This window comes from Dyadobacter sp. (genome assembly GCF_051859145.1).
Taxonomy (GTDB): domain Bacteria; phylum Bacteroidota; class Bacteroidia; order Cytophagales; family Spirosomataceae; genus Dyadobacter.
Genome location: NZ_JBHYGF010000020.1, coordinates 1 through 15,044, shown reverse-complemented (window position 1 = coordinate 15,044; position 15,044 = coordinate 1). Strand labels below are relative to the sequence as shown.

The 15,044-nt window shown below is 48.7% G+C and carries 13 protein-coding genes and 1 pseudogene; 8 read left to right on the top strand and 6 right to left on the bottom strand.

Annotated features, from left to right (window positions below):
- The 3 genes and pseudogenes from ACTIE6_RS01945 to ACTIE6_RS01935 form a co-directional block, all read right to left on the bottom strand.
- Nucleotides 1-353 (bottom strand): annotated as a pseudogene (locus ACTIE6_RS01945) (hypothetical protein); the annotation flags it as partial.
- A 31-nt stretch (nucleotides 354-384) separates the two neighbouring features.
- Nucleotides 385-2,403 carry a M13 family metallopeptidase gene (locus tag ACTIE6_RS01940; RefSeq protein WP_439555023.1) on the bottom strand — a complete coding sequence of 673 codons (2,019 nt, stop codon included), beginning with the start codon at nucleotides 2,401-2,403 and terminating at the stop codon, nucleotides 385-387.
- Between the two features lie 59 nt (nucleotides 2,404-2,462).
- Nucleotides 2,463-3,611: a S41 family peptidase gene (locus ACTIE6_RS01935; RefSeq protein ID WP_439555022.1), complete on the bottom strand. Its 1,149-nt coding sequence runs from the start codon at nucleotides 3,609-3,611 to the stop codon at nucleotides 2,463-2,465.
- A gap of 325 nt (nucleotides 3,612-3,936) precedes the next feature.
- Here ACTIE6_RS01935 and ACTIE6_RS01930 point away from each other — a divergent pair, with 325 nt between their 5' ends.
- From ACTIE6_RS01930 to ACTIE6_RS01895, 8 genes are all read left to right on the top strand, one after another.
- Nucleotides 3,937-4,287 (top strand): cupin domain-containing protein, encoded by a 351-nt coding sequence (locus ACTIE6_RS01930; RefSeq protein WP_439555021.1) that lies wholly within the window; start codon nucleotides 3,937-3,939, stop codon nucleotides 4,285-4,287.
- 87 nt (nucleotides 4,288-4,374) lie between these two features.
- Entirely contained in the window at nucleotides 4,375-4,872 is a 498-nt protein-coding gene (locus tag ACTIE6_RS01925; RefSeq protein WP_439555020.1) for a hypothetical protein, read from the top strand.
- Nucleotides 4,873-5,089: 217 nt separating this feature from the next.
- Nucleotides 5,090-6,040: a fasciclin domain-containing protein gene (locus ACTIE6_RS01920; protein ID WP_439555019.1), complete on the top strand. Its 951-nt coding sequence runs from the start codon at nucleotides 5,090-5,092 to the stop codon at nucleotides 6,038-6,040.
- 78 nt (nucleotides 6,041-6,118) lie between these two features.
- Entirely contained in the window at nucleotides 6,119-7,162 is a 1,044-nt protein-coding gene (locus tag ACTIE6_RS01915) for a sensor histidine kinase (protein WP_439555018.1), read from the top strand.
- A gap of 45 nt (nucleotides 7,163-7,207) precedes the next feature.
- The gene (locus tag ACTIE6_RS01910; protein WP_439555017.1) at nucleotides 7,208-7,972 is read left to right on the top strand and encodes a LytR/AlgR family response regulator transcription factor; all 765 of its coding nucleotides are present in this window, start codon (nucleotides 7,208-7,210) and stop codon (nucleotides 7,970-7,972) included.
- 18 nt (nucleotides 7,973-7,990) lie between these two features.
- On the top strand, nucleotides 7,991-8,704 hold the full coding sequence (locus ACTIE6_RS01905) for a hypothetical protein (protein ID WP_439555016.1): 714 nt from the start codon (nucleotides 7,991-7,993) through the stop codon (nucleotides 8,702-8,704).
- Nucleotides 8,705-8,737: 33 nt separating this feature from the next.
- On the top strand, nucleotides 8,738-9,574 hold the full coding sequence (locus ACTIE6_RS01900; RefSeq protein ID WP_439555015.1) for a phytoene/squalene synthase family protein: 837 nt from the start codon (nucleotides 8,738-8,740) through the stop codon (nucleotides 9,572-9,574).
- Nucleotides 9,575-9,621: 47 nt separating this feature from the next.
- Nucleotides 9,622-10,149, top strand: a complete 528-nt coding sequence (locus ACTIE6_RS01895; protein ID WP_439555014.1) for a hypothetical protein — start codon at nucleotides 9,622-9,624, stop codon at nucleotides 10,147-10,149.
- A 164-nt stretch (nucleotides 10,150-10,313) separates the two neighbouring features.
- Here the strand turns inward: ACTIE6_RS01895 and ACTIE6_RS01890 are convergent, their stop codons facing one another.
- The 3 genes from ACTIE6_RS01890 to ACTIE6_RS01880 all read right to left on the bottom strand — a co-directional run.
- Nucleotides 10,314-11,930 carry a sodium:solute symporter family transporter gene (locus ACTIE6_RS01890; protein ID WP_439555013.1) on the bottom strand — a complete coding sequence of 539 codons (1,617 nt, stop codon included), beginning with the start codon at nucleotides 11,928-11,930 and terminating at the stop codon, nucleotides 10,314-10,316.
- Between the two features lie 37 nt (nucleotides 11,931-11,967).
- The gene (locus ACTIE6_RS01885; protein WP_439555024.1) at nucleotides 11,968-14,100 is read right to left on the bottom strand and encodes an alpha-glucuronidase family glycosyl hydrolase; all 2,133 of its coding nucleotides are present in this window, start codon (nucleotides 14,098-14,100) and stop codon (nucleotides 11,968-11,970) included.
- A 9-nt stretch (nucleotides 14,101-14,109) separates the two neighbouring features.
- Nucleotides 14,110-15,044, bottom strand: a 935-nt coding sequence (locus ACTIE6_RS01880) for a sialate O-acetylesterase (protein ID WP_439555012.1), incomplete at its 5' end; no start/stop codon positions are given.

Genomic DNA, 15,044 nt, shown 5'->3' with positions numbered 1-15,044 from the left:
TCGGTGTATGCATTGGTGGAGCCCCATTTGAGCGCCGCCTCACCGTCGCCGGTTACCAGCAAGCTGTGTGCGCGGACATACACAGGCACTTTGCTTAGCTGCGAAATTTCAGTCAGCAGCTTTTTACCGTCCTTCATATAGGTATAATTCGGCTCATCGTAGCCGAAAAACGCCCAGATCGGCTGCATTGGCGCTTTAATCTTCGCCAGGTCAACTTCTATCCTGACTGGCTTTGAGTTTTCCTGGCTAAATGCAGGAAGCGCGAATGCAGACCATAATGCTGCATTAAACAGCGCAATCTTGAATATTTTACCTGAAAGCATTTGGAACGGTTTAGCAGCTAAGTTTTTCATCAATGGAGTTGAGCGAATAAGACAATACTTTTTACCAAACGGTAATCCGGTCTTTTTCAGGTTTGTACATCTTGTCTCCGGGCTGTACATTAAAAGCTTTGTAAAAAGGCGTGAAGTTCATCAAAGGCCCGTTCACGCGCCATTTGGCAGGCGAATGCGGGTTGGTGTTCACGTACATCGACATATATGCATCCCGCGTTTTCACGCGCCAGATCCGCGCAATGGAGATGAAGAATCGCTGATCGGGTGTGAAACCGTCCAGCTTCGTAGTGTCCTTTCCCTGCTCAGTGAGCTTGAATGCGTCGTAGGCGATCGCGACACCCGCAATATCCGCTGTATTTTCACCCACCGTCAATGCGCCTTTGATGTGCATGGAATCCAGCACAGTGAATGCATTGTACTGGTCGATTACCTGCTGCGTCCTGGCCTTGAATTTGGCATAATAAGATTTGGTCCACCAGTCAGTCACATTGCCCGCTTTATCAAACTGCGCACCCTGGTCGTCGAACGAATGCGTGATTTCGTGGCCGATCACCATCCCGATTCCGCCGTAGTTTAAGGCGTCGTCTGCATTGACGTCAAAATAAGGCGGCTGTAAGATACCTGCCGGGAACACGATCTCATTCAGGGGCGGGTTGTTGTAGGCAGTTACCGTAGGCGGCGTGGTGTGCCACTCGGTGCGGTCTACCGGCTGGCCGAGCTTGTTCAGGTTGTACAGATATTCATTCTTGTCAGCAGAAAGGCGGTTTTCAAAATATGTTGTCCGCTTCACGGTTACCTGCGTGTAATCTCTCCATTTATCCGGGTAACCTATTTTTTGGGTAAATGCGTGCAGCTTGTCTTTCGCTTTTGCCTTGGTAGAATCGCTCATCCAGTCGAGCCGGTCAATGCGGGCTTCGAAAGCCTTTTTAAGATTTTCAACCAACACCGCCATCCGCTTCTTGGCCGATTCGGGGAAGTACTTTTTGACATACAACTGCGCCAGCGCATCACCGAGCGACTGATCGATCGCCTGCGTCATTTCTTCCGCGCGCGTTTGTTTGACGGCTTGTCCGGTCAGGATTTTGGTATAGTCAAAAGATGCATCAACAAAAAGCTGGCTCAGGAAATCGGCATAGTTGGTTAATGCGTGCGCTTTCAGGTAAACTTTCCAGTCCGCCAGCGGAACCGACGTCAACATGGCATTCAGCTTGTCATAATAACCCGGCTGCCCTACGTTGACCGAATCGACTTTGGCACCCAGCTCATTCAATAACCCAGTCCAGTTCAGGTTCGGATGTTTTTTTGAAAGAGCCTCGACGGCAAGTTTATTATAGTTGGCCTTCACATCCCTGAGCGCCACATTGGTCCGGTGCGCAGCAGCCAATTGTTTCTCGATCCCGTAGGTAAGCACTGCATTCTTCCGCGCAACTTCGGATGCTGTTCCCGACAGCTCGAAAAGCCGCGTCAGATAAGCCTGATATGCTTGCTGGATTCCGGTCGACGTTGAATCGCTTTTGAAATAATAATCCCGCTCCGGCAAACCAATGCCAGTCTGGTAAAACTGCGCGATGTTCACGGTACTCTGTTTATCATCCGGGCCAACGTAAAATCCGACTATCGAACTATTCCCAGCCTTTTGCTCCTCTGCGACCAGCTTTAAAAGCGATGGTACATCACTGACCGCATCAATGCGGGAAAGAAGGGGTTGCAGGGGCTGGTGCCCGCGCTTGTTGATCGTTGCGGTATCCATGCCCGAGGCATAAAAATCACCTACTTTCTGCTCCACACTACCTGACGCATTGCTGGCCGCCGAAATGCTGTCGAGGATACCTTGCAGCCGCTTGCGCTGGGGATAGTTGAGAAATGAATAGGAACCTACGCCGGTCTGGCTGTCGGGAATGCGGATCGTATCGTACCAGATACCGTTTGCGTACATAAAAAAATCGTCTCCCGGCTTTTTGGTGGAGTCAATTCCGGTAATTACAACGCGGCTTTCGCCGGATTCGGACTTCTGGCGGCAGGCGCCGGCAGCCAGGAGGATAAACGCGAGCAGGTATATCTGTTTCATAATCTGGAAAGTAGTAAAAAACTGCATTTACCCATTGTTCCTGCGTTAAAAACCGGCCCCTACCTTCCTATCCAGCCGAGCGCAGCTTTTACCTTTTCGTCTTTCAGGATTTCTGTAAAATGATCGCCGCCATTGATTTGTGTGTCGGGCACAACACCTTGTTTGTATACGCGGCCTTTTGCATCCGCGTAGTAAGTCGTTGCTATGAAGAATACAAGATCTTTCCCGACGGCAAATCCGCTTAAACCTGTTGTAAACCCTTTGGTTGGTTCCCCGAAAATCCTGCTGTTGTCCAGGCTTCTGAATGCGACGGCTACTGCTTCTCCGCTGCTGGCGGTAATCGGACCTGTAAGCACAGCGATTTTTCCGGGTTTGGTCTGCGACTTACAGCGCATGCCAGAGGATGTTCTTTGTTCCTGCTGATCATAAAAGTCGCCGCCTTTCATAATCCAGTTGTGCGGTTCTTTACCCTCCCGGTTTACAAAAGAGCCGATGGTACCATCGCCGATCAGCTTATTCAGCCCGCCCAGCATCGCAAACATGCTGCCTCCGTAATTCAGTCGCAGATCGATGATCCAGTGTCTGGTATTTTTGTCGAGAAGGTCGCACACCTGTTTTTGGATCTGTTGGTTGTACGCTTCATCTTCTCCCGACTGAAAATCCGGGCTCGTCGGAATGCGCAGGTAGGCGATGGAATCGTTGATCGCAACGGAGACAATCTCCTTATCATTCCCGTAAGCCGCTTTTCTCAATGCCGGACTGACACGATCGGGATCATTATTCTCATAACCCGTGCTCTTTTTGTCGAAATACACAAACCCGTGTTTATCCTGCAAGCTGCGGAGGATTGTCTGTAATGCAGGTAGCAATTCGTCGACACTCGTCGCTTTCCCGGCTGAGATTGAAACACTATCCCTGAGTTTTGCCCAGTCCACATTTTTGCTGTTGAGTGCATTCTTTTCAGCGATATCCAGTGCATTGGCAGCATAAAGCTGGTACAATGTCCTGTCCGATTTTTGCATTGCGAGGGGAAATGTGAGGTTAGCCTGGATCCATGTGCCGGCTATTTGCGCAGCGCCTATTTTGCCCCGAAATTTTGCCTGCATTCCTTTTGAAAATTCCAGGAAAAGGCTATCACCAACTATCTTACATTCCGATGCAGGCAGTTCAAACATCTGTTGCTGGGGAATGGAAAGATGGCATTTCAAGCTTCCAATTATTGGTTTTTCAAATGCGAAATGCAGGGTAATGCTTTGGCCGGGGGCATGTACAGTTCCGGTCCAAAGTTTTTGATATAAACTTTCCTGTAATTCGGATCCGCAGCTGCACAGAAGAATTGAAAAAAGATAAAAGAGTAAGTCGGTCTTGCGGATAAACTTTAAAAGCACGGTTTATTTAAAATTCTAATTCCAGCTAATAAGTTACCCAGACAGCCGCTTTACTTCCGCCCGAAAATAAAAAGATTGCATTATCAACCGGGAATCGCGAATATGGCAGCACAGTTTTTTAGCTCACTTTGATCTGATCAAAAGAATGGAAGTACCTGCAATTGCAAAAATTGACCTTGGGAATCTGGCCGGTTCGGTGGCAGAAAGCTATGCCAATTTCACAGTATCCGAGGTAAATGACCACGTGGTACGCCTAAGTGTGATGACCGGGAGTTACGACTGGCATTTTCATCCGAATTCTGACGAGACTTTCATGACCATCGAAGGCATTTTGCTGGTCGATCTTGAAACTGAAACGATAGAACTGCTGCCAGGTGAGCTGCTGACAATCCCAAGAAATATTATCCATCGCACCCGTCCAAAAAACGCGCGCTCCGTGAACATTACCGTGGAGCACCGCGATATGGAAACTGTGATCGTGCTAGACCAAAAGTGAGATTTGAAAAGTAAGCTTCATGAAATGCCTGGTTGCTGGAACGGAAATTGATAAACAACCCGTATTCATCAACAATAAGTTAATATCATGAAAAAGTTAACAACAGGAATTGCAGCTCTAATGCTATTGGCAGGCGGAACGCTTTACGCGCAAAGCACGACCAACCAGACTACCCTACAACAGGGAACAAGCACAACAACCCAGCAGGGCACGAACGCTACTACCCAGCAGGGAGCATCCGCTTTTGGTACGCGCAACGGCAGTACAACAAACAACGCGATTAATCCTACCGGACAACGCAGCACAAATGAGGGTAACATTCCCGCGACGCAAAGCAACAGCAACATGCAGGATAACGCGAATCCGGCCACGCAGAATAACAGCACAACCAACAACGCGATTAATCCGACAGGACAGCGCAATGGAAGTCCATTCAACGGCAGCTCTACTACCAGCGAAATGGATTCGACAAAAAGCACCATGAACGGAAGCGCAGGTAACGGAACAACAGGTAAGTCGGATATGTCCGGCGACCATTCCAAGAAGAAGCACAAAGGTAAAAAAGGCACATCCGATCAGAATTGATCAAAGAAGCATCGATTTACCCCCAATACCCCGGCCGGAAACGACCGGGGTTTTTTAATGCTTTTTAAGTGTCATGAATTTCCCATTCACTTTCAATATTTACCACTTCACGCTCTGAGGTTGACTGTTGGCTCCTCCAACGGAACAGAATTAGTTTGTTCAAAGGTTGCTTAGGTGAGTGTTTATTCATCTTTCACAACTTTCAACATTTAAAATCATGAAAACAATGCTAAGAAACCAAACATTGAAAACCTGCATGGTGGCGGCTTTAATGGCTTTTTCACTCTCGTCCTGCAACGACGACGACGACGATCAGCCAGTGAACCCGGCAACTGGGAACATTCCCGCAGTCGCTTCTGCCGATCCTCAGTTTTCAACACTTGTAGCCGCACTTACCAAAGCAGAACTCGTGAGCACGCTGCAGGGAGCAGGTCCGTTCACGGTATTTGCGCCCAATAACAATGCATTTACAAAAGCCGGTATCACCAGCCTCACCCCGCTAAGCAAAGACGCCCTCACGCCTATCCTCACTTCTCACGTGATCAGCGGATCGGTGAAGGCTGCTGATGTGAAAAGCGGCGCTGTGGAAACGGTTAATACAAACAACGATATCTATTTGTCCAAAAATGCAGACGGTGTTTTCATCAATGGTAACATCAAGGTAATCGCTACGGACGTTTCGGCTTCCAACGGGGTGATTCATGTGATTGACAATGTGATCGTGCCTCCTACCAAATCGCTGGTTGAAATTGCCCAGGCAGATACGAATTTCACTGAGCTGGTTTCCCTGGTACTGGCAGCAGATCCGGCGGTTGCCACAGCACTTTCATCAGCTACGAGCGGGTTGACGGTGTTTGCACCTACCAATGCGGCCTTCCGTGAACTTTATAAAACCACTCCGAAAGCAACCCTGCTGGCTCCTGCCAACCGGGCATTGCTGACCAGCGTGCTGCTGTACCACGTAATACCAAACCGCGTGTTTTCTACCGACCTGCCTAACGTAACTGCGCCGGTACAAACAGCAAATACAAACGGTACGCTAACCTTTGATCTTTCAGGCGGTGCAAAAGTGGTGGGAAAAACAAGTGGTGCATCCAATATCACTGCTGCCAACATTCTCGCGACAAACGGTGTGATACATGTAATTGATAAGGTTTTAATGCCTTAATAAAATCCTCATAGAGATTGGCAAATTGGCGCACTCCGCTAACTTGCCAATCTTCATTTTTGTTGATCATCCAGGATTATGTTCCAGCTCAGGTACCGGTACGTTTTCATATTTCTGCTCGGCGGGTATTCGTTTCTGAATACACTGCTGATCGAAACTTTTGATTACTACCATGTCGGTGCGGACAAATGGGTGATCTTTTTGCTTTTTCTGGCTGTAACTGCCGCTATCTGGGAGGGTAACAGGTTGTGGGACAACTGGATTTCGGGGCAGGAGATCAAACCGTTCTGGGTGCGGATCCTGTATAACTTTGCGGGGAGCCTGGTCATTACGGCACTTGCTGCATTGGTAATCGGCATTCCTACTGCTTACTATGCCTTATCAAAAAACTGGCAGGACTGGATACTTCCTATGAAGCTGCTGCTGATGTTCTGTTTCCGGATCAATCTGTTTCTGAATACAATACACGTCATTTTCCTCTACATGCAGCAGCTGGAATCCAGCCACCAGCAGCTCGAAACCTACAAGCGGATCAGTAGTCAGGCCCAGCTTCAATCTTTAAGAAATCAGGTTAACCCGCATTTTTTATTCAATAACCTGAGTGTACTCACGGCGCTGATCGGGCAGGATACCAATGCTTCGATCGAATTTGTCAAGCAGTTTTCCAACGTTTACAGATATATCCTGAAAAGTGACGAAAGCGAGCTGACGCATTTGCGTGACGAGATCGGCTTTATCCATTCCTATCTCTATCTGCTCAAAACGCGTTTCGATTCGGGATTAAGCATTGATATCAATATTTCCGAAGGTTGCCTCTCTGCCTACATTCTGCCGGTATCCTTGCAAATGCTCGTAGAAAATGCAGTAAAGCACAACATTGTTTCCAAAAGCAAGCCGCTCCACATTGAAATTCTGTGCCTGGACAATGACTCTATTACAGTCAGGAATAACCTGCAAAAAAAGAAGGTAAGTGAAGACCAGTCTACCCACGTCGGTCTGACCAACATAGCGAGGCGATACGATTTCCTGGGGCACCAGGGAATCAGCGTCGAAAAGGACGAGCATTCATTCAGCGTAACAATCCCATTGATACACCTTAAACCAGACCCTCAAAGTTCATAAACCAGATAGCGCAAGGCGCAAAACGACTACCCTTACCCACCCGTTATGAATGTACTTATTTTAGAAGATGAGGCGCTTTCTGCCAAAAGAGCTTCCCAGCTTTTGACCGAATATGATCCGGAAATCCAGGTGCTGGATATCCTGGATTCGGTGGAAGAAGCAACCAGCTGGCTTTCCCAGAACCCGGAGCCTGACCTGCTGCTGCTCGATATCCACCTGGCTGACGGACTGTGTTTCGACCTTTTTGAGCATGTTACCGTGCAAAGTCCGGTCATTTTTACCACTGCTTATGATCAGTACACTTTGCAGGCATTTAAGATCAACAGCATTGACTACCTGCTCAAACCGCTGGATCAAACAGATCTGAACCGGGCACTGGACAAATACCACAGCCTGAACCGCAATCACAGGAACATTACGGTTTCGGACATTGAAAAGCTGAGATCGACGATTCAGCAGCTGACGAAAAAATATAAAACCCGGTGTCTGGTGAGGTATGCAGATACCATTCATTTCAAAAATGTGGATGAAGTCGCTTATTTCTATGCGGACGACAAAGTGGTTTTTATGGTAAGTACAGACGGCAAGAAGTACCTGATGGACAGCAAGCTGGAAAGCCTGGAAGAAGTGCTGGACCCGGCGCAGTTTTTCAGGATGAACCGCAAGGTCATCGCACGGATTGAATCCATTCAGAAAGTCAAAACCCTGCTCAGTTACCGTTTGCAGGTCTTTTTAAAACCTCCTTTCGAACAGGAAATTTTTATAAGTAAGTACAGAAGCCAGGAATTTAAGAACTGGCTGGACAATTAGAACACGATCCTATACCTTATGAGATTTATTATTATCCTATCCTTTATCCTCCTTGCAGCCGGTTCCCCGCAGGTATTTGCACAAAAATCCAAACAAGTAAGCGTACACCTGAAAAACGGCTCCCTGATCCGGGGCAGGCTGCTCGAGGCAGATCCGGCTTACCGGCTGGAAACCTACGACAAAAGCATGTGGGTTTTTCAGAGGGAGGAAGTCGACACACTTATCATAGAGAAAAGCGTCGACCCGAACATACTTTACAAGAAAAAAGGGTTTGTGCATTATACGGAACTCGGCCCGCTGGCGATGAGCAACCGCGCTTCCAATGGCGTGACTACATCCGCATTCTCTTTCCAGACCACGAATGGTTATAAGTTCAATCAGTGGGTTTACACGGGTTTGGGAATCGGAGCCGATTTATATGCGGTGCAAACTTTCGTCCCCGTGGTACTGAGCTTGCGCGGCGATCTGACCAGCAAAGGCTCCAAGATCCCGTTTTACTTTTTCGAAGGCGGATATGGTTTCAATGCAACTTCTAATGATGTGGACAGCGTGCGCTTTGGCGGCGGGGCCACATTTTCAGCGGGGCTGGGATTGAAGCTGCTTTTTAATGGCAACACCGGCTTTGTGATAGGCGCAGGTTACCGTTTTCAGCGCTCGTCCGTTACCCAGACCGGAATAGAAAAGCTGGAAGATTTCAACCGGCTTACGCTACGCGCAGGTTTTTCTTTTTGATCCAATATCGTAAGCTATTTAAACTGATTTGTCATGAAGGCCTTATATGACCAACTGTCAGTCTCTTGCAGCAAGAAAACCACGAAGCTGTACAGCACTTCTTTCTCACTGGGGATCCACTTTCTGCAACCGAAATTTCATGATCCGATTTACAGCATTTACGGCTTTGTCCGCCTGGCTGACGAGATCGTGGACAGCTTTCACGGCTATGACAAACACGCATTAATGGCCAAAATCAGACAGGATACTGCGGATGCAATTGCAACCGGCATCAGCATCAACCCGATCCTGAACAGCTTTCAGCACGTTGTGAACCGATACGCGATTGAATGGTCGCTGATCGATACTTTCCTGAAAAGCATGGAAATGGACCTGGGCCGGAAGCAGTATAACCAGGATAGTTTCCAGGATTATGTGCTTGGCTCGGCGGAAGTGGTGGGTTTAATGTGCCTGCGCGTGTTCACTGAGGGCAACACCGCCCAGTACGACGACCTGCGGTATTACGCGATGAAGCTTGGGGCAGCATTTCAGAAAGTCAACTTCCTGCGGGACTTGAAAGCGGATTATGAAGACCTGGGCCGGAGCTATTTCCCGGATGTGAACTTCACGCGCTTTTCAACCGAAAACAAGGAGCTGATTCAGCTCCAGATCCAGGATGATTTTGAAGAGGCTTTGATTGGTATCAAAAAGCTGCCCGGCTCATCCCGGCGCGGCGTGTACCTCGCTTACTATTATTACCAGAAGCTTTTCATGCGGATCAGAGATACGCCGGCTGAGAAAGTAATGGACACCAGGATCAGGATACCGAATCACGAAAAGGTATGGCTGATGATGCATTCTTTGATCAGACACCAGCTTAATATGATGTGAACCGGAGCGGTTTTATCGCGTTTGAGGAAGCTTTACCTTTCCAATTCATGCTTAATCAACTGATCAATGTATTCTGGACGATTGTCTCTTTCATCTTAGTCGGGTGGTACTGGGGTGAATACTTTTCAGAAAGAGGGTCGCTTTGGATGCTGTACATTATTCTCGTTGTCAGCGTATTCGCATTCAACATTCCTGCAAAATGGCTTTCGCGTTTAAACCTGAGCACAAAAACACGCACTTATGAATTGGTAGGTATCAGGGCAATGCGCTGGCTGGTTCAGGACGGAATGCTTGTCAACCGCATACAGCAAAAGCTGGGCAAGAAACACAAGGTAATCAGCAGCCGGCAGAGTGCCCGCTCGTACCTGGGCAAAATTGCGATTCAGGAGAGATATCATTACAGCTGTTTCGTTTTCTTCACCCTCAGCGCAATTACCGCCATTCCTGCCGGAAAACTCCAAATGGCATTGTTCATTTCCTTCTGGAACATCATCTACAATGTATATCCCATTCTTTTACAGCAATATAACAGACTGAGGATACAGAGATTGTTGAATCGGGTAGAGGGTTTGTGATTACTGCTGGCGGCTTACCGTTCCCAAGAAACGTATTGAGCGCATTTTTGAAGAGCTGGTGATGACCCCTATAACGGCATAGGAAAGCCTGAGCACCTACCATCGGATCTCAGCGGTAGATGCTCAGCCTGAATATCGTATACTCCCTATTCCTAAAAGTACTTTTACCAGAAATAACTATAAAGCAAAACCAGCAACACAAGTATGACCGCAGCGCCCAGCACGAAGCCTTTGTGTGCTTTGAACATGGAGGCATCCACCTCTAAACCCTTTTTCTCGTCTGGTAAAACGTAGCTCAGGATGAACATTCCGGCAACGCAGATCACGAAAACCCAGCCCATTCTGTCGAGGAAAGGAACTTGTGACCAGTCGGCAAACGGAAGCCAGTTGTTGTGCATAGCAAGCGCGATCAGGAAACCACCCACGATCGCGAACAATGCGCCTGCTGAGTTGCTGCGTTTCCAGAAAAAACCCATGATAAACGAGGCAAAAATACCCGGCGAAAGCAAGCCCGTCATTTGCTGGATAAACTGAAAGCCACCTGCTTTGTCAATACCCATGTAAGGCGAAACCACAATGGCGAGGATCATCGAAACCACGATCACGATCCGGCCAATGCCGACGAGCTGCGCTTCCGATTTGTTTTTGCCAATGTATACCTTGAAGATATCGAGGGTAAAAATGGTTGAGATACTATTCGCCTTTCCGGCAAGGGAAGCTACGATGGCGGCAGTCAATGCAGCGAAGGAAAGTCCTTTTAGTCCCGCAGGTAGCAAATTCAGTAACACCGGATAAGCTTTGTCGGCTACAATCACACCATTTTCGGTCATTTCCTGCTGGAATAGGCCCTGGTTGTACAGTGTGTAGGCAGCGATTCCCGGCAGTACTACGATTACCGGCATCAGCAGTTTGAGGAATGCGGCAAAGAGCAGTCCGTTCCGGGCGGTTTTCAGGTCTGCGCCGAGTGCGCGCTGGGTGATGTACTGGTTGCAGCCCCAATAATTCAGGTTCACAATCCACATACCGCCGAGCAAAACCGTGAGTCCGGGCAACTCCATGTAATGCGGATTATCTTTGCCGAGGATCATTTTGAAGTGATCACCGTGATTCTCACGCATCATTTGTAACCCGTTCATCAGACCGGTTGTATCAAAATTGTCGGAGACAAGATTAATGGCAATGTAGCTCGTGGCAAGTCCGCCGATGATCAGGAAAAACACCTGTATCACGTCCGTAAAGCCAATTACCTTCATACCGCCGATGGTGATCACAATGGAAAAAATGGCCAGGCCCCACATACACAGATCAAAATCAAGCCCCGAAATGCCCGACACTGCCAGTGCCCCGAGATACAGGATCGAGGTCAGGTTAACCAGGATATACAACCCCAGCCAAAAAATCGCCATGATCAGGCTCACCGTCGGGTTGTAGCGCTGACTGAGGAATTGCGGCATCGTGAAAATGTTGTTTTTCAAATAGATCGGCATGAAAAACAAAGCCACGATCACCAGCGTCGCCGCCGCCATCCATTCATAGCTGGATATAGCCAGACCCATTGAAAACCCATTTCCCGACATTCCGATAAACTGCTCGGCAGAAATATTGGACGCGATAAGCGAAGCTCCGATAGCCCACCAGGTCAGCGAACCTTCGGCCAGAAAAAAGTCTTTGGTAGAGGCGGCTGCGCTTTTCTTCCGGTTGTAAATCCAGTAACCGTACACGGCCACGATGATGAAGTAGATAAAGAAAATAATGTAATCCAGCGACTGTAACTGTTTCATTGATATGTTGTTTAAAAAAATAAAAGTGGATTACATGCTATCGCATGAGATAAATACTTACCGATTTTTTTACGTCCTCCAACGTACGCTCCGGCGGTGTCAAACCTTTTGGAACGGGCTGGCGGGAGAAAGTTTGCAGATATAATAACCAGGCATCGCGCCACCAGATCGCTTCCCGACGCTGCACTTTCAACCTTCCGGCAACGTCGGCATATACCCTGGGGTCAAGGTCGTTTTTTGCCATATCCCATTGCTGCTGCATCCATGAAACAGAGTCTGCGCCCGCGTACAATCGCTGACAGAGCTCGTCCCAAAGCGTGCGGCCGCTGCTGAGCTTTTTATTCCAGCTTACGTGATGAAACCATAAGAGATAAGGCAGCGGGGTTTTGTCAGGATCATTCCATTGCGCCTGCACCTGCGGCCGGTACTGTGCTAATGCATTGCTGCCCGAAGCTGTTCGGTCGAAGCCCAATCCGGCTGAGTCGGCGCGGTGGTAGTAGGTGGCAGTCCAGTCCGGGCGGGCACCGCGGCTTTGCCAGGGTTCCGGGGCAAAGTGCACGCCCATCCAGGGGCGGGACAAGCCGAGTGGCGTGTTGTAATCGACATAAATTTCGCGTGAACGAAGCATCATTTTCACAATGTGTTCTCTGGATTTGGCCTGGCGCGTTAATGTGAGCTGCGTCCATTCGGAGGCGATTTGTTCAGAACTGAGCTGGTGATCCCAGGCGAGGCGGCCGAATGCGTACCAGTTGGCTTGGGCGAGCGGGTGGCCGGTCCAGTTCCGGCCGCTGCCGGTGTTGGCCACGCCGGCCATTAAGGTGCGTTCATAGTTGTGCAAACTGCCGTCGATTACTTTCGCAACCGTCGATCCCTGCCCATTAACCCAGGTATCCGCATCCAGGCATTCCTTGAAAAGCGGCGCTTCGTACACCGCGTGCGTGGCAAAACCGAGGTATTCCTGCGTAATCTGAAATTCCATCCCCAGCGGTGTTTTGGGCGTGTTGCCGAATAAAGGTGAAAATGGCTCGCGCGGCTGGAAATCGATTGGACCGTTTTTGACCTGGACAATTACTTTTGGATCAAACTGGCCGTCGAGCGGTACAAATTCTTCGTAAGCAGCTTTAAAACGGTCTGCATTCGGATCGGCTTTGTACACAAATGCACGCCAGATGACAATGCCGTCATAAGGTTTGAAAGCTGCGGCCAGCATATTGGCACCATCGGCGTGCGTGCGGCCATAATCCTGCGGACCCGGTTCGCCCTCCGAATTCGCTTTGACCAGAAATCCGCCAAAATCAGGAATTGTTTTGTAAATCTCGGCCACCTTATCCGCCCACCAGGCACGTACTTTCGGATCGAGCGGATCGGAAGTCGTCAGTCCGCCCAAAGTTTTGGGTGCAGCGAAGTAAACTGATAGATATGTCTTGATCCCATACTTCCGCAGTACATTGGCAATCGCTGCGACCTTTCCGATGTATTCCTGCGACATAAACCGTGCGCTCGCATTCACATTGTTCAAGACAGTCCCATTAATACCCAGCGACGCATTGGCGCGGGCGTAATCCTCATAGCGGGGATCTACGCGCTCGGGCAATTCATACCATTTCCAAAGCGAACCGCCTGCATATCCGCGCTCGATCGTTCCATCGGTATTATCCCAATGGTTGAGCATACGATAGCGTATTTTCGGAACGCTTGCAATGTTCAGATTTTTCACCGACTGCTGCATTTGGAAATGCCGGAGCAATGCAAAAGTACCGTACAAAATCCCGCGTTCAGACTGCGCGCTGATCACAATATTCCCTGATGCCAGCTGAATCTGGTAACCTTCCTGCGCCGGAGAATCGCCTGCTGCGGGTTTTAGCGAAAACACGATTCCGCCGGTGCGGCTTCCGGCCGTAGTTACTGCCGGAACAACCTTACCAACAAGCTGTTTTAAACCTTTTTGCAGCTCTTGTAATGCGCTCCCTGTAATTTCACCTTTCTCCGTGCTCGCTATAAATGAAGCATATTTCAGATACTCGGCTTTTATAGCGGCGTTGGTCACCGGTTCATATGTAAGCCAAAGCCGGTAACCGTCGTCACCATCATACGCGATTGGTTTGCTCGCGAATGTGGCCGTGCAGGTGAGCAGGAGGCTGAAAAGGGTTGATAGTAATATTCTAAACATCATTCAGGATTAATTATCATTCAAAATTTGTCCGTCGGTCCGGAAAGGCGAGGCAGGTAAACCGGCGGAATTATAAAAATTGACTCCTTCGGGATTGTCCTGCCACGCATAGCGCACGTATTTCGGGCTTTTTACACGATCACTCGATAGCTCTATCTGATCTTTACCCACAATCCTGGCCTTAGCCCAAACAAAATGTTTGTCTTCCCCCGCGATCGCAAACCAGCGTAGATCTTCGTCGTCAGCCGACTTGATTCCGTCGGCAACGTCACTGAATGTAAGTGTAATTTTGTCGCCGTTAATGCTTTGGGAGGCGAGACGCGGACCGCTGTACACAACGTTTTTATCATTGTACGCGAGGTTTCTGGCCGAGAGCGCCAGTCTTTTTCCAATGTCCTTTTTATTCAGCGGGTGAATGTCGTTCCATTCGCCCAGGTCTATTGTGACGGTTACGGCGGTGTGTTTCAAAGTGAGCGCTTTGTTTTGCGCTTCCCGAAGCACAGCTAAATCGCTTTCCGCAGGCAGAAAGTCAATATCCTGGAAATTGGGCAATTGCACCACCAGAAAAGGAAGATTTTCATTCTTCCAAAGCTGGCGCCAGTTATTGATCAAAGCAGGCATCAAACGGTAATAATCTTTTGCATTACCCACATTGGACTCTCCCTGGTACCATACAAATCCTTTCAATTTCATCGGCAGTGCAGGGGCAATCATGGCATTATACAATGCAGCAGGCTGATTTTGAGCGATAAGCAGTCTGTTCCCTCCCGACATTTTCACCGGTTCATCTACCCTGCCTACTTTATATTGCCAGGTTCCTTTCAGATCAACCTGTTCCTCGCCCATTTGCATAAAATAAGGTTTATCAGTCACAAAACCACCTTTCCCAGCCTGATTGGTCACCCGGATCACGAATGTATTTTTACCTGCTTTTAAAAGATTTT